Origin of the sequence: Nostoc sp. 'Peltigera membranacea cyanobiont' 232 (assembly GCF_002245985.1) — a bacterium.
GTDB lineage: Bacteria > Cyanobacteriota > Cyanobacteriia > Cyanobacteriales > Nostocaceae > Nostoc.
Window position 1 is genome coordinate 1 of record NZ_NOLK01000138.1, and the last position, 22,013, is coordinate 22,013.

At 38.7% G+C, this 22,013-nt stretch carries 24 protein-coding genes; 21 read left to right on the top strand and 3 right to left on the bottom strand.

Annotated features, from left to right (window positions below):
• Positions 1–187 precede the first annotated feature (187 nt).
• From CDG79_RS45645 to CDG79_RS30900, 3 genes are read left to right on the top strand one after another with little or no spacing between them, the layout of a single operon-like run.
• Complete coding sequence (locus CDG79_RS45645) at positions 188–400, top strand: DUF5674 family protein (protein WP_442946261.1); 213 nt, start codon at positions 188–190, stop codon at positions 398–400.
• On the top strand, positions 372–485 hold the full coding sequence (locus tag CDG79_RS45650; RefSeq protein WP_442946262.1) for a DUF5674 family protein: 114 nt from the start codon (positions 372–374) through the stop codon (positions 483–485). The genes CDG79_RS45645 and CDG79_RS45650 overlap by 29 nt, the downstream gene beginning before the upstream one ends.
• Before the next feature lie 21 nt (positions 486–506).
• Complete coding sequence (locus CDG79_RS30900; protein ID WP_094345530.1) at positions 507–866, top strand: hypothetical protein; 360 nt, start codon at positions 507–509, stop codon at positions 864–866.
• Between the two features lie 59 nt (positions 867–925).
• Here the strand turns inward: CDG79_RS30900 and CDG79_RS30905 are convergent, their stop codons facing one another.
• Together CDG79_RS30905 and CDG79_RS30910 are read right to left on the bottom strand one after the other, a co-directional pair.
• Positions 926–1,690, bottom strand: a complete 765-nt coding sequence (locus tag CDG79_RS30905) for a hypothetical protein (RefSeq protein WP_094345531.1) — start codon at positions 1,688–1,690, stop codon at positions 926–928.
• Positions 1,691–1,760: 70 nt separating this feature from the next.
• Entirely contained in the window at positions 1,761–3,080 is a 1,320-nt protein-coding gene (locus CDG79_RS30910) for an IS4 family transposase (RefSeq protein WP_094345548.1), read from the bottom strand.
• Positions 3,081–3,415: 335 nt separating this feature from the next.
• Here CDG79_RS30910 and CDG79_RS30915 point away from each other — a divergent pair, with 335 nt between their 5' ends.
• The 18 genes from CDG79_RS30915 (at position 3,416) to CDG79_RS31000 (ending at position 21,097) form a co-directional block, all read left to right on the top strand.
• Positions 3,416–3,664, top strand: a complete 249-nt coding sequence (locus CDG79_RS30915; protein ID WP_094345532.1) for a helix-turn-helix domain-containing protein — start codon at positions 3,416–3,418, stop codon at positions 3,662–3,664.
• Between the two features lie 16 nt (positions 3,665–3,680).
• Positions 3,681–4,655: a DEAD/DEAH box helicase family protein gene (locus CDG79_RS30920; protein WP_094345533.1), complete on the top strand. Its 975-nt coding sequence runs from the start codon at positions 3,681–3,683 to the stop codon at positions 4,653–4,655.
• Positions 4,579–5,772: a hypothetical protein gene (locus CDG79_RS30925; RefSeq protein WP_143855625.1), complete on the top strand. Its 1,194-nt coding sequence runs from the start codon at positions 4,579–4,581 to the stop codon at positions 5,770–5,772. Before CDG79_RS30920 ends, CDG79_RS30925 begins: the two co-directional genes overlap by 77 nt.
• An 8-nt stretch (positions 5,773–5,780) precedes the next feature.
• A complete protein-coding gene (locus tag CDG79_RS30930; RefSeq protein ID WP_094345535.1) occupies positions 5,781–5,981 on the top strand; it encodes a hypothetical protein in 201 nt (66 codons plus the stop codon).
• 9 nt (positions 5,982–5,990) lie between these two features.
• Positions 5,991–7,706, top strand: coding sequence for a DNA methyltransferase (locus CDG79_RS30935; protein ID WP_094345536.1), 1,716 nt, complete (start codon positions 5,991–5,993; stop codon positions 7,704–7,706).
• A gap of 2 nt (positions 7,707–7,708) precedes the next feature.
• Positions 7,709–9,916: an ATP-dependent helicase gene (locus CDG79_RS30940; protein ID WP_094345537.1), complete on the top strand. Its 2,208-nt coding sequence runs from the start codon at positions 7,709–7,711 to the stop codon at positions 9,914–9,916.
• A 6-nt stretch (positions 9,917–9,922) separates the two neighbouring features.
• Positions 9,923–10,930, top strand: a complete 1,008-nt coding sequence (locus CDG79_RS30945) for a PD-(D/E)XK nuclease family protein (protein ID WP_094345538.1) — start codon at positions 9,923–9,925, stop codon at positions 10,928–10,930.
• A gap of 99 nt (positions 10,931–11,029) precedes the next feature.
• A complete protein-coding gene (locus CDG79_RS30950; RefSeq protein WP_094345539.1) occupies positions 11,030–11,698 on the top strand; it encodes a hypothetical protein in 669 nt (222 codons plus the stop codon).
• Between the two features lie 95 nt (positions 11,699–11,793).
• Positions 11,794–12,177: a hypothetical protein gene (locus CDG79_RS30955; protein WP_094345540.1), complete on the top strand. Its 384-nt coding sequence runs from the start codon at positions 11,794–11,796 to the stop codon at positions 12,175–12,177.
• A 27-nt stretch (positions 12,178–12,204) separates the two neighbouring features.
• Complete coding sequence (locus tag CDG79_RS30960; protein WP_094345541.1) at positions 12,205–12,558, top strand: hypothetical protein; 354 nt, start codon at positions 12,205–12,207, stop codon at positions 12,556–12,558.
• Positions 12,559–12,805: 247 nt separating this feature from the next.
• Positions 12,806–15,211 (top strand): exonuclease domain-containing protein, encoded by a 2,406-nt coding sequence (locus CDG79_RS30965; RefSeq protein ID WP_094345542.1) that lies wholly within the window; start codon positions 12,806–12,808, stop codon positions 15,209–15,211.
• 30 nt (positions 15,212–15,241) lie between these two features.
• Complete coding sequence (locus CDG79_RS30970) at positions 15,242–17,557, top strand: GmrSD restriction endonuclease domain-containing protein (RefSeq protein ID WP_094345543.1); 2,316 nt, start codon at positions 15,242–15,244, stop codon at positions 17,555–17,557.
• 28 nt (positions 17,558–17,585) lie between these two features.
• Positions 17,586–18,185 carry a hypothetical protein gene (locus tag CDG79_RS30975; RefSeq protein WP_223278433.1) on the top strand — a complete coding sequence of 200 codons (600 nt, stop codon included), beginning with the start codon at positions 17,586–17,588 and terminating at the stop codon, positions 18,183–18,185.
• A gap of 341 nt (positions 18,186–18,526) precedes the next feature.
• Positions 18,527–18,694, top strand: coding sequence for a CopG family transcriptional regulator (locus CDG79_RS30980; RefSeq protein WP_094345544.1), 168 nt, complete (start codon positions 18,527–18,529; stop codon positions 18,692–18,694).
• Positions 18,695–18,726: 32 nt separating this feature from the next.
• Positions 18,727–19,248: a hypothetical protein gene (locus CDG79_RS30985; protein WP_094345545.1), complete on the top strand. Its 522-nt coding sequence runs from the start codon at positions 18,727–18,729 to the stop codon at positions 19,246–19,248.
• Positions 19,249–19,258: 10 nt separating this feature from the next.
• Complete coding sequence (locus CDG79_RS30990; RefSeq protein ID WP_094345546.1) at positions 19,259–19,984, top strand: nuclease-related domain-containing protein; 726 nt, start codon at positions 19,259–19,261, stop codon at positions 19,982–19,984.
• A gap of 135 nt (positions 19,985–20,119) precedes the next feature.
• Entirely contained in the window at positions 20,120–20,719 is a 600-nt protein-coding gene (locus tag CDG79_RS30995; RefSeq protein WP_094345547.1) for a hypothetical protein, read from the top strand.
• A 216-nt stretch (positions 20,720–20,935) separates the two neighbouring features.
• On the top strand, positions 20,936–21,097 hold the full coding sequence (locus CDG79_RS31000; protein WP_094331932.1) for a CopG family transcriptional regulator: 162 nt from the start codon (positions 20,936–20,938) through the stop codon (positions 21,095–21,097).
• Positions 21,098–21,543: 446 nt separating this feature from the next.
• Here CDG79_RS31000 and CDG79_RS31005 read toward each other — a convergent pair.
• Positions 21,544–22,013: GUN4 domain-containing protein (locus tag CDG79_RS31005; protein WP_143855626.1), on the bottom strand; the 470-nt coding region annotated here is incomplete at its 5' end.

Here is a 22,013-nt window from a genome sequence, read left to right on the forward strand (position 1 = left end):
GCGATAGTTGAAGCAGAAGAATATGACAATGTAATTTGTCATATTTGGTTATCACCTGTTGAGTGTGAATTTATTTTTCCAAATGAGGTGGAATTTATTTAATTGTTCAATACAGAGATTTATTTGGTGGTTCCACAAAAATAAAACTTGTAGCTAGTTACGTATTTAGAGTGTTAGGAGTGAGATTTTGGTACTCATTATCAAGCAAAGAGCAATATTAGAAGAATTTCATCAAATGCTGCAAACTTTGAAACTATATATCAAAATAGCAGTAGACATAGAAAGAGGTATTTTAGCTGGAGGAGGAGAGAAACACGCTTTTTGCGAAGCAACATTGCTTGAAGACGGTAGTAGACAGCGAGATATCTGGGGTGCTGACTGGACTCCTTTTAATCAATGAATCGATTATTAACATTCGTCCAAGTCAAAATAATCGCTCAATGCTAATTCAAGACCCAGCCATTCAAGAACGTGTTAAAAAATAACTCAGTAGCTAATTGGTCGATATGAACCAGAATTTAGATAAAAAACAAGTACATTTTCAAAGTGAAAATACATCACTTCGCTTAGGACATATAGCTTCTAATTTAGCTAGGCTGAGAACATTTTGTGACACTGCTTACCCTGAAGCGGTTAAAAGTGTTGCAGATGAAACTATGTGTTTTCTCGAATGGACGGCAGCAGAAATTGAGCCTGAATATGCTGAAGAACTGGTTAACATTCAAGTTCAACTGGCACGATGGAGATTAACTTTTGATAGTATCTGGTCTAATGGTAGCGAACGCAGAAATATGTCCGAGCAAGCTAGTGCTTGGTCAGAACGAATATTAGATATGTCAGGATTGCTGTCTGAACCAATAGCGTAGTAACTACATCTGGGTATGCTGGAATTTTAGATATAACTTTAATGGCTAATTAATTTATATTAAGTACGATTTCCCAGTTTAAAGAGATTACGAATTTTCAATATAAATGGCGTTGGATTATCCGAATTTTTAGCATTTTTGTTTGAATCTAGTAACTGCTTTTTTAATGGCTCTACAAAATGTGTGATGGAAGCATTAATTTGATTAGATGTTATTTTTTGATTTGATTCAGTATCAGAAATTATATTTTGGGTTAAATCGGGAACAGGAGCCTTAATTTGATTCAACAATATTTCTCGATTTTCTTGAATATCTAATGCATCACAGACTCGTTCAATATTCCAGGGTCTTATTCCCATCTCGGAACCTTGACGACGCTCTTTCATAGTCGGCGAGGTATCAATCAATTTAACTTTAGGATTGCTTTGTGCCCAATTTAAAGCTTTCAGCATAATACAAAAGCCATCTTCAATCCATACAATGCGATGTTGCCAGTCTCGGCTATGCCAGCGTGCTGCTAAATATTTATCACTTGCATCTGGAAATAATTTCAGTGCTTCTTCTTTTTCAAACTCTTCAAAGGAATAAGCAACAGGCCAGAGGCGGGTTTTTGACCAATTATTCCACTCCTGGGACTGCCATCCCCAAGAAGAAATCCACATAGGATGAATCCAGGGACAGCTATCTATTACCTGCAAGAATTCTTTAGCTCCAGGGACAGGGTATCCTGTCTCACGCTTTGAAATCTGTTCTGGTGTTTTACCGTCTTCTTGAACATCGATTACACCATTAATATCAAGAAAAAGCAGTATTGGTTTAGTCATAAATTGAGTTCTTTATAGTTTTGGCAGTATTGCCAGAGGTATAAAATTATCGTACCCAAGTGCATAGGTGTCAAGTTAAGGCATTAGCCCAAATGTCAAGTGACCAAGCAGCAGTTCGTCGGTGACGTTGACGGACGGCTTTAACCAAGCCCATCGAACGATAATGTTCGACAAGCCAAGGAATAAGTTTTAACTCAGCGTTAAGTAAAAGTGCGCGGTGAAAAAAATATAAACTGCGAAACACCATTTCTACGGAAATGCGTTCAATGGGCTGTCGTAGAGTGATCGCTACATCAGCACACAAGTCATTCAGAACAGCGTAGAAAATCCAAGTAGCGTATATTTGCATTTGTACACCGTTAGTACCACCAACCCACAGATAGGACAAGCCCAACAATCGCTTAGTCAATAAAAATGCGTCCTCAATCCGCCAACGTCGTCGGTATAAATCACAAACTTCTTGTGCCGAAAGTTGTTGTGGGTCAAGAACATTAGTTAAATAATGATACCAAGTCTTACCCCACAATACTGATACTAGGCGCATGGGATGGTGGCAAGGGTGAGTGTGATTCAATCCCATATGAATAATTTCGTCTTTGTAGTGAGAGCCTTGAGAAAGTACACGTGTTACCCGATATGTCACCAAATTCTTTTGGCGTGTGAGTATATACTTGCCAGCTGCGGTAAGAGAATCAAACCACTCAAAACCATAAAATCCCATGTCTACTATCAGTAAGCCACCATCAGGTAAACGTTCTAACAGTGCTTGCCACCACCGAGTCTCATTGATTTTGGCATCAGCATCATACCAAATTGCTACCGGAGTGTGAGTGAAAGCTTCTACAACCATCAGTATTTTTCCTGCCAACACCGCACCTGTTTTTTCTTGCAGTTGTCCGAAGTGTTTTTTCATCGCTTCGAGTGTTGAGGCATCTCCAATCCAGATAGCGGTAAATCTTTGTGCTACTGATGACCAAGCTGGGGCTAATTCTCTTGCGCTCCTTTTCACTGCCAGACGCTCTATCACTTGCTCGAATAATTTCGCAAATAGTGTAGCCGGCAAACTATTGAGTCTTTGTGACAACGCTTGCTTACTCACTCTTGTTGCTTTCACCCACATTAATCCTTCTATTTCTAGCGATCGCAATACATCTGTGAGATGCTGTATTTGTCGATACACTATACTCAGCACTATTGCTGCCATTACTGGCAAGGTCAGTACTCGTGAACGCAAGCTCCGTCCTTTGTCTTTTACCCCTTTGAGGTTAGCAAATGTACCTGGGCTGACTAGTTCAAATAGGCGTGATTCTATCTCTTGGCTGGCTGGGGCAGGTACGCTGACTCGATGGCGAAAATCTGGATTCCCTTGCTTTTTCCGTGGTTTACTCATGGCTTTTTCAACACAGGGGTGTTGATTGACTTTTACCATTGATTTGCCCACTCTTGACAGCCATCTATTTTTCTTAACTTGACACCAATGACCCAAGTGACATTAGTAACGAACACAGAGCAGTTACTTTCGAGTGGCTCATACGATGCCTATGGTGGGCCGCGCCTACGCAGGTTAAAAACAATATACTAACTTTGACTGTGTAATTACATAGTTGAACAATCAAGCAAATATAATATTCGAGTATATTTTCGCCTATCAATTCAGGATTAGCCCCAATAGGATGTAGCGGAATACATATCACTCGCCAGATTAATAGGTGGGTTTTGAGCTAGATGACCATTAAGAAACCTTTGGTAATCAACCAACCGGAAGTTGGAAAGCTCATCCGTGAACTCCGTGGCATAACTGGTCTTACACAAGAACAGTTTGCAGCATCTTTAGGTATAACTTATTCAACGGTCAATCGTTGGGAGAAAGGACGTGCCAAGCCTTCATCTCTAGCTATGCAAAAGATTGAGGGGATGTTAGAGGAGATAGGCGGACAAGGGCGGGATTTGCTAGCGAAGTATTTGCCAAATTAGTTCGGGGATTATTTACATGGTGCAAGCCAAACGCAGAGCAAATACTGCCAACACTATAGGGCTACTGATTCCGACCCTGCTGCAAGGTGAGGTTGAAGGATGGCGAAATACGGGCTGGGCTGGTGTTACACAGACTACATCAGAACTTTTGAGCTACTGGTTTGAAGAGGACAGAGACGGGCCACAGTTCCATCAATGCCAGCAGCAGGCGATTGAAACTATCATCTACTGCCATGAAATTTTAGGGATTCAAAATCCTTACCAGCTGTATGAAAATTTTGCTTCCGAAAGTCCCACAGTTCAAGTGGTTACTCGCTCAAAGGCTTTGCAGGATGAACTAAACCCGATTAGCTTCCCCAAATACTGCTTAAAAATGGCAACGGGTAGCGGTAAAACTTGGGTGTTAAATGCGCTCATAGTCTGGCACTACTTCAATGCTCTAAACGATGAACGTCCTGGTTTATTTACCAGCCGTTTTTTGATTGTCACCCCTGGACGGGAAGTACAGAAACGAATTTTAGTGTCTCTTGAATTTGACCTAAGTCAGCCCTTATTCGTTCCTCCTGGTACGCGATGGCGCGATCGCTTTTACTATGAGCTATATACCCCCGATGACTTTCGAGAAAATCTTACTCTCACCGATGGCCCGTTTTTAATGGTGACGAACTGGCAGCAGTTCCGGTTTGCCAAGGATAAACCGTCACTGTGGGAAGAATTTATGGGGGAACGTGAGGAAATTCCCAAAGCAGAAATTATTGCAGACTTGCTGACTGAATATCCTGATATCTGCGTTCTTAATGATGAGGCTCACCACGTCCACGCTGCCAAAAAACCTAATTCTGAAACAGGAAACGATGAGGAGCTAATCTGGCGGCGGTTTATGACTTTCTTAAAGCAATGCCAACAAGAGCGTCATGAGTCAGCACCATACCGAGTTTTTCAGCAGATTGATTTTTCAGCAACTCCCTTTTGTGGAACACCCCAAGTTTAAGGACTTTTACGAGAACTACTTGCGATCGCAGGGTTACACTGTTGGCTCAGGTGACAGTTCGGGACAAAAGGCCGCGGGTGATTTAGTTGAAGTACATGCTGATACTTTACGAATTCCCAAGTATGACATCTGCTGGCCTATCCAAATCTTTGACAATGCCCCTATTCCCAACTTAGCTGATGTTGAAGTGAATTCGCTGGGGCATTACCCAGTCAAGTTTTCATTACAAAAACAGATGTCAGCTAAAACGTTGATAACAGACGTACACGTTGAGACAGAAACAAAGGCTAAGACTTGGGTACTAGAAAACGATTACTTTGACTACAACTTCTTCCTTCAGCAAATAGCCAGGACAGTTACACAGTCAGGCAAAATGATGCACTTGACGGCCTTCAGTTCTGAGATTGCCGCTTTAGCAGATGAATATGTGAGTCGGTGGTTATTTACAGAAGACATTGATTTTACTGACCCTGATAACTATGTAGTTCTCCAAAGTCAGCAGATAGTTGATTTTATTGTTAATCAAATCCGTGCTGCGATCGCACGGGCGACAGGTGACTTACAGTATCAGCCTGGGGCAGTGTGGCGCAAGCTCTCTGATGTCTCTCGGTTATTGATGCGACAGTCAAACATGGTAGCTGTACAGCGTTGCATTTATCCCTATCAAGCTGTGCAAACCGTAAAGGGAGGATTTGAACGTAAGATTATCAGCAAATTGCTGAATCCATCCCCGGAAGTTCTAGCATTTGCCAAACTAGACCGCAAGCACGATTTGATTATTGCGTGGCGAGATGACCGAGGCATTCAACGCAAGTATGAGCCAGATTTTGTGGTCAAAACTGCTGATCGAATTTTCTTGTTTGAGACAAAGGGCGACCATTTAATAGGCGACCCCAGCACAGCTTTAAAGGCTCAGGCTGCTGTTGCTTGGTGTAAAGCTGCTTCTACAGTAACTCCGCCAGGATCACAGCCGCAAGAGTGGGAGTACATCATCCTGAAGCAGAGCGTGTTTGAGGCGAATGATGGTGCTTCCTTTAATGCCTTGCTGCCAATAATGCGAATGGAACGAGAGGCGCTGATTGCTGGGCTTTATGGTGAATTAGGTTTGAATATTTAGGAGAAATTATGACTGAAGCAACCAGACGTAGACGCAAAGATTCAGTAAAACTTGTATGGGATACCAAACCAAAACGTGCGCCAAATCCCAAAGATATTGAATTTCAAACTGCTGAAATAGTTATTCCAAACCCTCAAAAAGACCAAGGCAATCTTCCCTTAATTGCCATTTCCAATTTTGAACATAAGCAGTCGTTTGAGGATATATAAGGCTATCTTATGGAAAATTATGAGATAAATAAATCCCAAATTAAACGGTTCATTTGGGGTGATAACTTGTTAGCAATGCAGGCACTTTTAGCTCAGGGGTATGCCGGTAAAATTGATTTGATTTATATCGATCCTCCTTTTGCTAGCGAAGCAGACTATACACATCAAATAACAATTGAGGGTAAACAAGTTAATAAGGAGGTGAGTATTATTGAGCGATTAGCCTATACAGATACTTGGGAAGCAGGGCTAGATTCATATTTGGATATGATGTATCCTCGGCTCCAGTTAATGAAAAGACTTCTGAGCGAAAATGGTAGTATTTATGTTCACGCTGATTGGCGAGTTGATAGTTATTTACGGTTACTACTAGATGAGGTATTTGGTTCAAATTTATTCGTCTCAGAAATTGTTTGGTATTACTCAAATAAGTATGGAGCTAACTCGGCTGCTTTTGACTCGTTCCACAATACTATCTATTTGTATGCAAAAGGAAATAAATTTACCTATAACCCTGTTCGCGTACCTGTAAAACAAACTCGTAAGCAACCCTACAGGAAGTGGAACAAAGAACTTGGTAAAAATGAGTGGCAGCGAGATGAGCAAGGAAATTACATCTATGTCGAGAGTGATAGCAAAGAGCTAGCTGATGTCTGGGAAATTCCAGTCATTAATCCAATGGCTAATGAAAGACTGGGCTATAGCACTCAAAAACCTGAACGATTGCTTGAGATTGTTATCCAAGCTTCATCCAATGAAGGCGATCTAGTTGCTGATTTTTTCTGTGGCTCAGGTACAACAATGGCTGTTGCCGAAAGACTCAACCGCCGCTGGGTTGGTTCTAATCTGGACAAGGTTGCTATCCAAGTCTCTCGCAACCGCTTAGTCAATCAGGGCGCTAAACCTTTTCTGCTAGAAAACATTGGTAACTATCAACGCCACATGATTTATCTGTCTGGTAGCAAAATCAATGAAATGCAGCGAATTATCCTTAAGCTATACGGAGCAGCACCGAGAAGCGATCGCCCCGACCTTGGAAGCCACATCCCCGACGGGCAAGAATCTGAATTGGTGTATGTAGGCTATCCAGACAGACCTGTAACCGCCAAAAAAGTAATCGAACTGGCTCAAGAGGCTGAAATTCTTGACGGTACAGGCTACAAAACGCTAGTAGTATTGGCTTGGGATTATGACTACAATTTCAACACCGAACTAGAAAACCGAAAAGCGGCATTGAGAACCCCGCTCAAGGTGAACATCAAGCCCCTAACCATTCCCCCAGAAATCTACAACTATCTTAAGAAAGCTAAGAATGAAGCTGAGTTAGATAGTCTACGGGACAAAATTACATTCCATGAAAAGCCCTATCTAAAAGTTAGCAAGCCAGAGGTGAGCAATGCTGGTGATGGCAAAGTAGTTATTACTCTGAAGATTGACCGCTATGTGTTGATGAACTATCCCATTCCAGAAAAACAGCAGGTAGAACTCCGTAAAGCTATTAAGGACAACTTTGCTGCACTCATCGACTACTGGGCGATTGATTGGGACTATGACGGTAAAACCTTTCGCTCTACTTGGCAAGCTATTCGAGGCAATGGGAAACAAGCATCAACTGTGGTAACTGTCGCTGCAAGCCCAGAACTGCCAGTCGGGAAACGTGCGATCGCAGTTCGTCTAGTTGATGTCTTCGGCAATGATGCCAGTGCAACAGTAGAAGTGAAGTAACAATGATAAATTTAACAACTTTTCATACCTGTCTTGCTCAACCTAATGCTCGTGGGTATGACCTGGATAACAAGCAAAAAGAAGCCGTTGAGTATAGCGGAGGTTCTTTATGGCTTTTAGCAGGGCCAGGTTCGGGAAAAAGCGAAGTATTGGTTACACGCACCTTAAAGCTACTTTGTGTAGATAATGTCAAACCGCGCTCTATTTTATTAACTACCTTTACTCAAAAAGCGGCACGTAATCTTGAAGACCGCCTTGCAAGTTATTTGGCAGCACTTCAAAAGGCAGATTCTAGTCTTCAATCGGTAGATTTAGCTGACATAAGAATAGGCACATTACATAGTTTATGCAATGATCTTCTTCAAGAATACCGTTATGAAGAATACCAAAATGTTCGCTTGCTAAATCAGGTAGAGCAGGATTTATTTGTTTATCGTTCTGCCTCAATAGCAAATTATCAAGATTTAAACTTCTGGACACAGTTTGCTCACACTGTTCCTGATTGGCGAAGTAAAGATTACTGTCCTAGTAAGTGGAAACGTGCCAAGGCAGCAGTAACTCTTTTCAACCATATTGTAGAAGACAATCTTGATGTAGATAAAATGCTTCTAGCTGGAGATAACTGGGCAACACTAGCAGATTATTATCAGCAGTATACTCAAGAGTTACGAAATAAATACAGATGTGACTTTGCTCATCTTCAAGGTTGTTTCCTTAAATTTTTAACCTCTGCTACTGGAGAAAGATTTTTAGAAGGAGACGGAGAAAACCAGCCGCCTCTGCTGCATATACTTGTTGACGAATATCAAGATACTAACCCGATTCAAGAAAGAATTTACCTAGCTCTTGCTAATCAAAGTTCACATAGTATTACTGTAGTGGGTGATGACGATCAGGCTCTATATCGATTCCGGGGTGGTAATGTATCTTGCATGGTCAATTTTGATAAAGCTTGCATGGCAACTTTGGATAAATCTCCTAAAAAAATTCAATTGGATCAGAACTATCGTTCGCATACTAATATAGTTAGTTTTTTCAATAAATACATTACTTCGTTTCCAGAGATGATAGCCCCTGGAGTACGTGCGCCTGATAAAAATCCAGTTCAAGCTGCGTCTTCCATTACAGGTAACTACCCTGCTGTTTCTTGGCTCGAACGGAAGAAGGCGGGAGATTTGCCAAACGCTGTAGCTGGATTAATCAAAGACCATTTAATGGGTGATGGAATTATATCCGATCTCAGTCAATGCGTTTTACTTTTACGTAGTGCTAAAGATTCACCAAAAAATGCAGGGCCTTATATTCAGGCATTTCAGCAACACAATATTCGCGTTTACAATCCTCGGTCAAAATCCTTTATGGAATCAGAGGAAGTACAGTGTTTGTTGGCAGCGTTAGTACAAGTTATTGATATAAAACATACATTTAATGATTATAAAGGCTTCAAAGGAGAACCACTTTCATGGGTTAAAATCATCCAGGAATGGTTTCAGACTCTCTCAAGTGTAAAACAAAACCCCAATTACTATGCTAGCGAATTATTTGACTACTTAAATCGTAGTAACTTAGAATTACCTAGACTATGTGCATCTAGCAAGGAAAGTGTTTTTCTAAACCTCAACTTGTTAGAAATAATCTATCGTATTCTTGCTTTAGAGCCATTCAGGACATGGAAGAAAGATCCAGTAAGAAATTTACGGCTTTCTAAAGTTACACGTCTTTTTGATGGTTATCACAGTTTTAAGTTAGATGGTCTGCGTTCAAACGTAGATAGAAATGGTATTGAGCCAGATTTCCTAAATCGTTTTTATATGATGTTTGTCAGCTACTTAATCGATGCTGGAATCGACGATGATGAGGATGAAGAAGTAATAGTGCCTCAAGGTTATCTTCCTATAATGACTATTCACCAATCAAAAGGGTTAGAATTTCCTTTTGTCTTTGTTGCACAACTTGGAGAAAAGAAAAAAGCTGGAGCAGCGCAAATTCTTGAGCGTGATCTAGAGCCATTTCGACAAGATATTTATTCTAGAAGTACTAGAAATCCAGATTTACTAGCTACTGAAGATGATATCCGCTTGCTTTATGTGGCTTATTCACGCGCACAGTATGGTCTAATTTTGGTAGGTACTCAAGAGCATATTAAAAACCATGTAGCTGCTCCCTCTCGTAATCCTACTGAGTTTCGTAGAAATACAATTCTAATTTAAATAAATATGTCAAAACCATTTAAAGATATCTCTATACCTATATCTAATAAAACGATAATTAAACGCCGATATAGTGTCACTCAAGATGTTGTTTCCTTTCGACGCTGTGGGCTTCAATATGCAGCTTTTAATGTCCATAAGTATGCGCCTGCACAGCAAACACAAACTTACTTCGGGACTGTAATTCATCAAGTTTTAGATCGATGCCATGCTCATTTTCATGGAGTAACTGAGCCATCAACTAAAGGATCGCTACCTGATAATGGGCTGACACTAAAAGAAGAAGAAATCCGTAACTATTTTGATGAAGTTCAAGAAGCACAGAAGGATAAAAAGACAGTACCGTTACCACCAAGCGATATTATTAAATATTTTCTTCAGGTTGAGAATGGTCTAAATAGTAAAGGAATTCTGGCTATTAGGTCAAATACCAGAGTTCAAGCTGTAAAGATTTTACAATACTTCAATGCTTTAGAAGGTGCTGCATTATACCCAAGAGTTAGAGATACAGAACACAGATTACAAGCAGATCAAGTAGGTCATATTCTTCATGGAGTTGTAGATTTACTGATAGATTCAATCAATGAAAATACAGATCCTGCAAACTGTGAGATGTGGGACTACAAAGGTAGTAGCCGTCTTGGTTTAAATCCAAAAGATTTGGAAACTTATGAGTTTCAAATGCGGGTTTATGCTTACCTTTACCAACGCAAACATGGTGTTTTGCCCAAAAAAGCAGTTCTGTATTTTCTTAATGAACTTGATGGTGATACTTGCCCATCTCAGCGTCCGGTTAATGCTTTAATCGAAGTCAGCATTGAACCTGATGAAATTGAAGTAGCTATAGATGAGTTTACTAAAACTGTAAATCAGATTGAGGAATCACGTTGTACTAATCAATGGGAAGCTGCTGCTCCGGGTAATATCAGTGAACAAGATTGTAAAAGCTGTGATTTCCGCTGGTATTGCAAAACGCCTAATGGTGGTAAAGGAGTTAAACCTATATATCCATAATTGTTCTAGAACTGATTAAGCACAAAATCTAACTTGATTTTCACTAGGAATTGAATTCTAATTAATGTTTTCTAATTTACTTATTAATGGAGAAAAACAATGGAGAAAAGAGTACAACAAATTTTAGCTGACCTTGAACGAGTACAAGAAAATCTGTTAGCGCTCTCTGATGATATTTGGCTCAATATTTATCATAAGGATTCCCAAGCATTGCAAAAAGGATTTGAATTTAAGTTAGTTTTTAATCAGAATCTAGATAACTTTAATCAGAATGCTTCTGATATCTCACAACTAATAGAACAGTTTACTAACATTCATATTGAAGTAGCGGATATTGCCCAAAAGGGAACGCCAGAGCATGAGCGGATTACTCAAGAGCTTGATACAACTCAGCCATATACAGTTGATGAAAATTTTACTTACAAACGTCCTTATGGTTTTATATTGCAAGGACAAGCTTATAAGGGTATTAACACTTGGCGGTATCTCTACGAACTATTTTGTAAGCAATTAGCTGCTAAAGACATAAAACGTTTTCAAGAATTTGTAGATAGCCCTGATGCTAAAACTGTTCGTGGTGGAGTATTTTTCTCTAGAGATAAAAGCAGCTTGAGAAAAGCTATCGAAATTAACAATGGTATCTGTGCGGAAGGCAATTTATCAGCTAATGCTATTCGAGATAGAATTAAGTTTATGTTGAGTGTGTTTGAAATTGAATTGCGTGAATTTTCACTTTATCTCCGTGAGGATCAGAACGCAGCAGAATAATTAGTAAGCGATCGCTGGAATGATGGCGTAAGAACCTAACTCCTCATCAACTACTTAGCCTGAAATAACATCTACCTATAATCCTTGAAGTATTTATGAGACTATACACGATTGATACTGTAGAGAGAAATCACTATTATAAAGTTAAATTTCATCCTGAAGCTGGAATTACCCTAAAACTGATCAAAAATGTACCATGTTTGGCTTTTTCTGAATCTTCTTTTATTTTAAGAGCTTTTGGACAAATTGGGCTAAACAGAGATAATCATATCATTCCTATTATTTTACAAGAATCAACTATCGAAAAAATTAAGAGTTTACAAAATATAGAGGAAAGTCAAAAGCAGATAGAGGAAAATAGCGAATATATAAAACCTGCTTATATTGATTGTAATATAAGTAATATCAAAATTTTTGATGCTACTTTACATAAAAATAATAAAGGGAGTTTCTTTTTAAAAGAACAGCCATTTTCATAAGATAAAGACATTATTGTTTACCTAGAATTGCCAGTAAGTGATGCTCAACCACATTATAATTTTCAGGGTCATACAGAAATACTATTAGGGCTTCATAGCACTTATTATGATATAAAATCTAAGCAATTTTCTCATAATCAACTTTATGTAGCAATAGTCAAGATTATTCATGGTTCAAAAGTTGAGTTTATATACTCTAGCCCTTATTCAGATGACATTACATTAATAAGTTTAAAAAATTTAATGCAATATGAATTTGAATATTCTTGCCATGAAGGAGGGTTATATTATAAAAATGATTATGCAGAAAAATTTTACTTTAAAGAATATCAAGATCAAGAGTTTTTAGATTTGTATTCAGAATTTTCTATTGACATTTAGTTTAACTAACTTTTGGGTCAACGTTAAAAAATCAAATTACAGTTAGCTTACCTTGATCAAAGTAAGATTGCGCTCGCTGTGGGAAATTTTCATCGCATCAATACTGACTGCGACCATTGAAAGACATGGATACTTGTCGGGTTATCTACTTTTATTTTCTTATCTTACTTATTTTAGTGATACAAATTATACCCCTTATTAAATACTTGTGTTAATTTTGCTATAGCTTATTCGTAGTCAGGGTTATATGGACTTTGTAGTTTTAGATACTGAGGGGAAACCGGAATTAAGTGAATTGGCGATTGTGGATAGTCAGGGACGGTTGATCTATGAAGGGTTTTCTAGTGATTATCCCAACCACAACAAGAATCTGCCTAACCTTAAAAGTCTCAAAACTCTGCTCACAGAGTTTCTGAGCCTTGTCCAAGGGAAGAAAATAGTCTGCCACTATGCCTTGCATGATATTGAGATACTTCAGTCCAGTTTTCGCCGAGTTGGTCTTTTTTGCCCCAAACTAGAATTTGAGTGTACTTGGGAAAAAGCAAAAAGTGTTTGGCCAGAGCTAGAAAGCCATTCCCTAGAACACCTGAGTAAGCATTTTAATTTGCAGGTAAATAAGCGCTACTTTATTCGAGATATGGCTCATGCTGCTCGATATGATGCCCAGTTTACTTACCAGCTTTATCGTCAGATGATGATTGAGCAATTAAAACAAAAGCCCAATCCATTTAGTGCTAGTCGGGTTGATACTCCGTTTCAGACTCACCCTGATTATTTTGCTACTTACCGCCAAGAGTATCTTACTCTTGAGTCAATTTTGGCTGACATCAAACTAGATTCCAATCGTCAGAGTAAAGGAGTCGTAGTTATTGGAGAGCCGGGGACTGGTAAAACCCACTTAATGATGAGACTAGCCAATGAGCGACTAGCCAATAATCGACTGTTATTTATCCGTCAACCGAACCATCCCAAAGCAGTACTGCATCACATCTACAGCCGCATTTTGGAGTCCCTGGTACAGTCGGTTGGTTCTGCTACTCAATTGGACTACCTGATTATCAATAGCTTTTATAAAATTCTCGGTTTCCGAGTTACATCTCAGAAAGACCAAGAAATTATTAAAGCTCTACAAGATAAAAATTTAGATGCGCTTGGAGCCGAAGGAACTGGGCGCAGACGAGATTACTGGCAACACATTGAAAAACGAATCAACGAGTGGTGGGCGGGTCATTATTCTTCTGGAGGTTTTGCTCTTGCTATTCTCAAGGGAATTGTTAAGTATTGTAGTTATACTGACCCACGACGCAAAGATATTACTACCCGTTGGTTAGCTGCTAACATCTTATCTAAAGAAGAGGCAGAATTAGTTGGTTTGCCAAATTGGGGAGAAGACCTCAGCCAAGAAGCCTTTTCTTTGGAAGCAATTTCAGTTTTGGCTAAACTATCTATCTTGGATGAACCCTTAATTATCGTCTTCGATCAGCTAGAAGGATTGGGGCTTTCACATAACCGAGAAATCTTACTGAATTTTGGGGAAGCTATCAAGGAAATTTTTACTCACGTTCCTAACAGTTTAATTATTCTCAATATGTTTCCCGATCGATGGGAACAGTTTCAAGCTAGCTTTGATAACTCAATTATTGGTCGAGTCTCGCAGTACCAGATTTATCTACGTCAGCCAGATGAAACAGAACTTGAAGCGATTCTGCGGGTAAAGCTTCAAGCGCTTGATATTCCTCTAGAAATATTATTTAGCTCTGAAGATTTGGAAGATATTCTTGGACAAAAGCCAATTAGAGGGGTATTAAACCGAGCAGCAGACTATTATAACTACAGGGTTCGTCAAATTCCTCTAGCATCTGTCAAAGAAAACCTGCATAAGCTTGATAGTAAAGAACAGCTAGAGCAACAGCTAAGAATTGTACAGCAACAACAGCAAAAACTAACCGAAGCATTTCTAGATTTGGTTCAAGCCATACAGGAACCAGGGTCGTCAGTTGATTTAACAAAATTGCGTCAGCAGTTTCTTCCTGAACCTCCTAAGCTTCAACTACATACCTCAGATAACCTTATTGAGTATTTAACTCGAAAGAAGGCTGAACTTGAGCAGCAGTATAGTAACCTTCCGATCATTTCTGATTATGATGACATGGGTAAACTAAAAACTATTGCTGAAGCTTTTAACCATATAAAGCCAATTAGACTAACTCAATATCGTTTGGGAAAGCGAGTTTTACCAGAACATCTTGTGGTTGAGACTGGTAATAAAAATTATGTAATGGGGTTTCTGCAATTTGACCCAAGTACTTCGTCTTTTACTAGCCGAATCACTAATTTCAATGAGCTAGTAAGCCTGCATCCTCATGACCGTTTTGGTTTATTTCGAGATGAGCGATTAACTGAAGTCAAGGGTAAAGTAGGAAGAGAGAGAATAACTCAACTGAATAATTCACTGAATGGAAAGTTTAAGCCGTTCGCCAAGGAAGATAGAATTGCTTTGGATTTGACCTATCAGACAATTATTGACATTCAAAATAGGGATTTGGATGTTGATTTGGAATCAGTTTTAAAAGTATTTATCACTTATAAAGAATGGCATCACTGGCTGTTCAGTATGTTTGAACTGGGTAAATCTTTTGCAAAAGCAGCATAAGTATTATAAGTTGTCTAGAAAAAATAAATTATGAATATTACAACTATCCTTGACCAAATCGATCTCGGCAGCATTGCACTCCCAGAGTTCCAACGTGGTTACGTATGGAATCGTGACCAAGTGCGTGGATTGATGAATTCGCTATATCGCAGACATCCCATTGGTAGTTTATTAGTGTGGCAAACTAAAACCGAACAAGCAATTGACCATGCTCGTGGCGATGGTAAACTTTCCACTGGCACAGTTAAACTGCTACTAGATGGGCAACAGCGCATTACCTCCTTCTATGGAATTGTGCGGGGTAGACCGCCTCAGTTTTTTGATGGCAATGTGCAAGCTTTCACTGGTTTATATTTCAACTTGGAAGATGAAATATTTGAATTTTACGCTCCCGTCAAAATGAAGGATAACCCCTTATGGGTAAATGTGACTGAATTGATGCAGCAAGGAGTAGGAGTTTTCATTGGGCATTTGCTCAAAATTCCAGAGCTTAGTCTGAATTTGACTACTTACATTAATGCTTTAAATAAACTAGAAGGCATTAAAAATATCAATTTGCATATTGAAGAAGTCACTGGTGAAGATAAAACAGTTGATGTTGTTGTAGAAATTTTTAACACTGTTAATAGCGGAGGAACCAAACTATCCAAAGGTGATTTGGCATTAGCAAAAGTTTGCGCTCAATGGCCAGATGCCCGCAGTGAACTCAAAGCACGTCTAGCAAAATGGAATAAAGCAGGTTTTGACTTTCGTTTGGAGTGGTTGCTGAGGTGCATTAATGCAGTTATTACCGGAGAGGCAATGTTTTCCGCACTCAAAGATGTTAAGACTGCGACGTTTCAAGACGGGCTATACAAGGCAGAAAAAGCTATTGATACCCTGCTCAACCTCATTTCTGGGCGCTTGGGACTCGACCACAATCGGGTACTCGGTGGCATTTACGCCTTTCCTCTCATGGTGCGTTACCTTGTTAGTCGTGGCGGACATCTTAGAGATCACACAGAGCGCGACAAGTTATTGTACTGGTACGTACATACTTTATTGTGGGGACGGTACGCAGGCTCAACTGAGAGCGTTCTAGCACAAGATTTACACATATTGGAATCTGAAGATAATCCGCTAGACCAACTTATCGCCAACCTACGGCAAAATCGCGGAGACTTGGAAATCAAAGCTATTGACTTTCAAGGTTGGGGTATGGGAGCAAGGTTTTACCCATTAGTTTATATGCTCACTCGCGTGCATCAAGCACAAGATTGGGATAGTGGTATCGAACTATCCAAACATCTTCTCGGTAAACATTGCTATTTGCAAGTCCATCATATTTTTCCGAAATCGCTACTTTCCAAAGCTGGATATCCCAAATCTGAAGTTAACGCGATCGCTAACCTGACATTTCTAACCCAAGAAACCAACCTCAAAGTCTCAAACCGACACCCTTCTGAGTATTTTGAGGCATTCGAGCAAACCCAACCGGGTGCGATCGCAACGCACTGGATACCAATGGAACGTAGTTTGTGGCAAATTGAAAACTACCGTGATTTCTTAACCGCACGCCGTGAACTTTTAGCTCAAGCTGCCAATAAATTTTTGAATAGCCTACTCATCGGGGATATTCCAGAACTAAAAGCGACAGATTCTATTTTAGAAGAACAAGCGGAAACCTCTACTGCGGTTGTACCACTGGCTGAAGAACGAGTTTTGGAAGAATGTAATGTATGGGTGCAGGAGCAGGGATTACCGATTGGTGAATGGATGTACGAAATTGCTGATTCTACAGGAACAGTGAGTACAGTACTGGATTTAGCATGGCCCAATGGTTTGCAATCCGGGAAAAGTCAACCAGTTGCCCTGATAATTGATGCAGATCAAGAAGTAGAAGAGGCCGCAAATCGTCTTGGTTATCGCTATTTTACCGACATAGACAGGTTCAAAAGCTATGTAATTCAAGAAGTTTTAGCTATTCAGTTTCCGCCAGTAGAGGATTACAAAAAAGCTTTTATCGCTATTAGTTGCGAAATAACGAATAGTCATAAAGCTATGCTAAAAGCGCATTATCACGCACCTGCACAAATTATTACTGCAACTGGATTAGCAAAAGCAGCTGGATATGAAAATTTCGGTGGTGCAAATCTGCAATACGCCAGAATAGCGGAACTGATTGCAAATCACTTCAACTATTTGCCACCAGAACGAGACGACAATGGTAAACCATTTTGGTCACTAATGTTAGCTTCTGGGTACTGGAAAACATTGGAAGATGCTGAAATTACTAGTCAACGAGAATGGCACTGGCAGTTACGGGAGCAGGTTAGTCAAGCTTTAGAAGATTTAGGTTGGGTGTAAACAAGCTAGAAACAGTAAACAAATTTAATTGTTCAAACAAATTATGAATTGGTTCACCAAATTTATTAATCATTTTCAGGTAATAACTTACTTGGGCATATTGGCTTTATCGGCTTGCGCTCCTGCATCATCTCAAGACCAAGTATTTACTCCTAAAGAAGGGAACTTCAGCATTTTGATGCCGGGTTCTGTTGTAGAAGAGGTTAATACTCCAATTAAAGGCATAACAACCCGCACATGGACAGCTATAAAAGGTGAATCTGCATATACTGTAGCTCAATCAACCTTTGCTAAAAAAATAGCTGCTGAAAAGATTCCAAAAATTTTACAGGCTATTAGCGAGGCTGCAAATGAATCTAACTTTGTGAACGGGAAAAAGATATCTGAAACTTCTGTTATGAAGAATGGATATAAATGTTTAGACTTTACCTTAACAGGAGTTCCCAGCCCTTCATTACAAGCAGAAAGTAAGAAAAATAGTATAAATATTAACAGTAAGTTAATGTATCAAAGAAGTTTATTTTGTATCAAAGATAGTAAAGCAGTTGAAGCTCTAGCATTACTACCATCATCTGAGGAACTAAAGTCTAAGGGTGCATCTTTTATTCAATCGTTAAATTTGAAGTAAGAGCTATCGCGGTTCGCTAGAATCTTTGCTGTTCTTGGTTTAATTCAGTCTAGCTCAATATTGCTGCTAGACATATTATTCATAAGCTGTCAATTATTATGTGTTTCTACTGTCTGCTTAACAAAGTAAAATGATTTACCTTATATCCTATTCACAGTTCTTGTTTTAAAATTATCTAAGCTTTATCCTCAAGAAACTATTTAATTACTTCATCACAGTTTTAAACTTGATGGCAGTTTCTTGATAACCTCTTGAATCTAATTTCATTAAATATATCGTGGTAACGACAGTTTAAATGATTGATATTAGAGAAGTAGTTTACAAGAAAGTTTATTTAACCTGTGAATAAGAAATGGGCTACTAAACGACTCACAATTAATCTGGCATCCGGGGAAGCAGAAAAATTAGAAAAATACTGCTCAATCACAGGACGAGCAGCAACCGATGTGATTCGAGAGTTGATTCGTTCTTTGACTGTTGAAGAAACACTTAATGCAGATAGCAAATAATAACTAGGTTTAGATATTAAGTAAAACATCTAATGAACGGTAATACAAATATGAGAAGTAATCAACCTCTTTCTGAAATTACAGGAAAACCTGCTCAGGTGTGGGGTAATATCTTAATTCCTGCTAAAGGGCAAATGACCGTCAAAGTAACTGGTGATACTCTTCAAGCTACAGTTAAAACCTACTTAGAGAAGAAAGATACTTGGATACGGATTCAAAATATTGATTCAGTTGAGACTCAAGAAGCACCTATTTATGCACTGTTAGGCACTGGAGCTTCTTGCATCTTTTTTGCTCTAGGTTTACTAGCTCACTCTTTTTTAGGCGGCTTAATTATTATTGGTTTAGGTATTGCTCTAATCGTATATGCAATTATCAATAAAAATCGGTATTTGGCAATTTATAGCCACCGCAACTCGATGATCATCTTTATGAATAAGCCACCGGAAGTGTATCAGCAGTTTGCTATGGGTGCGCTGGCATTATCTCGTAAGTTAAATACGCCCAGCAGTATGCAGACAAAACCTACTCAAAATTCCGTTCAAGTTCATTAGAAAACTGGTTATGAAAACTCTGCAACAGTCGCTAAAGTTAAGAGCAGTATTCCAAGAAAAAATAACTGCTAAAAAGTCTGCTGTACACCAAGAAATTCACCAAGCTTTAGGCGAGAATACATTAAGTGGATTAGCTTCATTCGTTTATGAATTTAAGCAAGCCAAAAATCAACTCAAAGGCAGCATGGGTGAATGGGGAATTTCAGCCATATTGCAATACTTTCCTGATACTTGGGTTATGTTCAATAATGCTCTAATTCCTACTAATAACTCCGGTGGTTTAACCGAGATAGACCACTTACTTATAGGTACAAAAGGCATTTTCTTATTGGAAATCAAAACTTGGAAGGGTTCATTTACAGCATACAACGATAAGTGGAAACGTCGAGAAGGCAGTAATTGGGTGGCAATAACTCATAGTCCAACGTCTCAAAGTGCTTACCATCAACAGATGTTTGCTCAATGGATAGTTTCTGTAGTTCCCGCTCTCCCTAATAATTGCGTTTATGCTCCTGTGGTCTTCCCTATCGCTAAATGGTTGGGAGTTAACAATTGCTCAGTACAAGTTTTTCAAGGTGTACCTGCACTACTGCAAGCAATGGGTAGCTGTCCTGAGTGTTTGAGCGAACAGCAAATACAGGCGATCGCCTCTGCTGTGGCTAATTATCAGATTCCCGAAAATACGACCCCAACGCCTAAGCCAAAACTCCTTAAACGTCATAATTCTAGCAGTTAAGTGTTGCTACTTTATTTTTTAAGTAAAACCTAAATAGGCTTATCTACTAGTCAGAATAAACAGCACATTACAAGTGATGTTTTTAATTGTAAAACGGGAATACTAAACATAGAACATTGTTTTTATTTTCATACTATGAATAAACCAAATATTGTAGACAATGGAGAACAAAAACGGCGAAAGTCTCATTGGCCTACATATCTACCATATCCTAGTTGCTGGTTAAAATCCTTTATTTTAATGATATTCCTGAGAGTAATTGGATTTGTAGCTGAAATTTCAATAAAATTAGGATATGATGTTGCTAAGTTTGCAAATAGCCCAGAGTTACTGGCTATATTTGTGATAATAACTCTCCTGTCTCCAATTGCCGTTATTGCTTTTACGCATCACTATTTACATTTGTTCTTCAGCCGTTTTATTTCAGAAATTCAAGCACCAGAAATAGGGATTGTAACAGGGATAATACCAAAATTAATGAGTTGGTGGGAAGGTCTATACGGCTGGCTTGTAATTATCTTATCTACTTTGGTTACTTGTTTAGTTTGCACTATAATTTTACCTGTATTTCATCTGAGTTATACAAAACATCCTGAAACTTACACCCAGTTTGAGCAGCAGATTATAGTAATATTTGGGATTATATGGTTAATTCAAGGAGCGCTTATTTATCAAATTGATTACTTAGTTAAGCAGCGTTTAATATCTGTATATTCTGGCAAACCAAAACTATAACTAAAGCAATAATATTGATGTTATATTCATAATATTTACTTCTAAATCACCTAAAATTCATACATTATACTCTATTTAGACTCTTCACTACGGTTTCAAAGTTTGCAGCGTTTACTTCACAGCTTCTTGAGGCTAATATCCTTACATTTATCATTGTCATAACAGTTTGAGTGATTGATACCATAAGAATAGTTTCAAGTAAAGTTAATTTAACCAGTGAATAAAAAATGGGCTGTTAAACGAATAACAATAAATCTGACATCAGGTGAAGCAGAAATATTAGAAAAATACTGCTCAATGACAGGAAGACCAGCAACAGACTTTATTCGGGAGTTAATTCGTTCTTTGCCAACGGGAGAAATGCCCAATACAAATTGAACTGATGAGCGCGATCGCTTACTTTGTTCAATTCAAGTACAGAATACCAAAGCTAGAAACTGGTTCATATAATGCTGATTGCTGTATCAATAAAAAATCTACCTAAATAGTTAATAAAGCAGCTAAACTAGCTCCATAGTTCAATTTCTAAGCTAGCACAACCTAAATTTATAAATTCCTTACTATCTCTTTAGATATTCCTCTGAAAGTTCATGATTAATGCTGATGTGGTTCTTAGCTTTGGGGGGAGAAGAGGAACGAGCGTCTTGATTGCTGACTGTTTGCCGAAAGGAAAGTTAGCTAAAATTCTTTGGAATTTCATGTTGTACCTTGTTTTCAAGCACAAGACGTTTCAGTATATATTAAATAATTTTGTATCTTTGCCTTTTGATGATCGGGCATCTCGAATTTTTGGCACAATTCGGGAGTGCATTCATTCAATCCCACTAACTAATACTACAAGCTGCTAGTTTTATAGCCAAAGCATTGGGGTATCGCCACGGTTGAGAACCACCAATCCAAATACGTGAGGGTAAATGACCGATTGGTGCTTTGAGACTAAAATCAAATTCCGAGTTGGCAGAAGTATAATTGTATATATACCAACCAACTTGATTACAAAAAATACCATAATCTCCATTCACGTTTTTGTAAATAAGTGTCTGTACACTAAAACCAAAGCGTCCATGACTGGAATTTACCCATAAATGGTCAATAGTCTGCAAATCTGGACAGGGAATTTTTTCAACATCACTACTAAATATATAACTACCTCTAGGCTTTGCTAGTGCTTGAGACATCAGTTCCCAAGTTTCTCGATCTGCTGATTGCCATTTTCCTTTTGCTAATAAACCACGCAAATTTGTGTAATCAATAGTACTTACTGTCTGATAATTAGAAATATTTAGCAATTTCT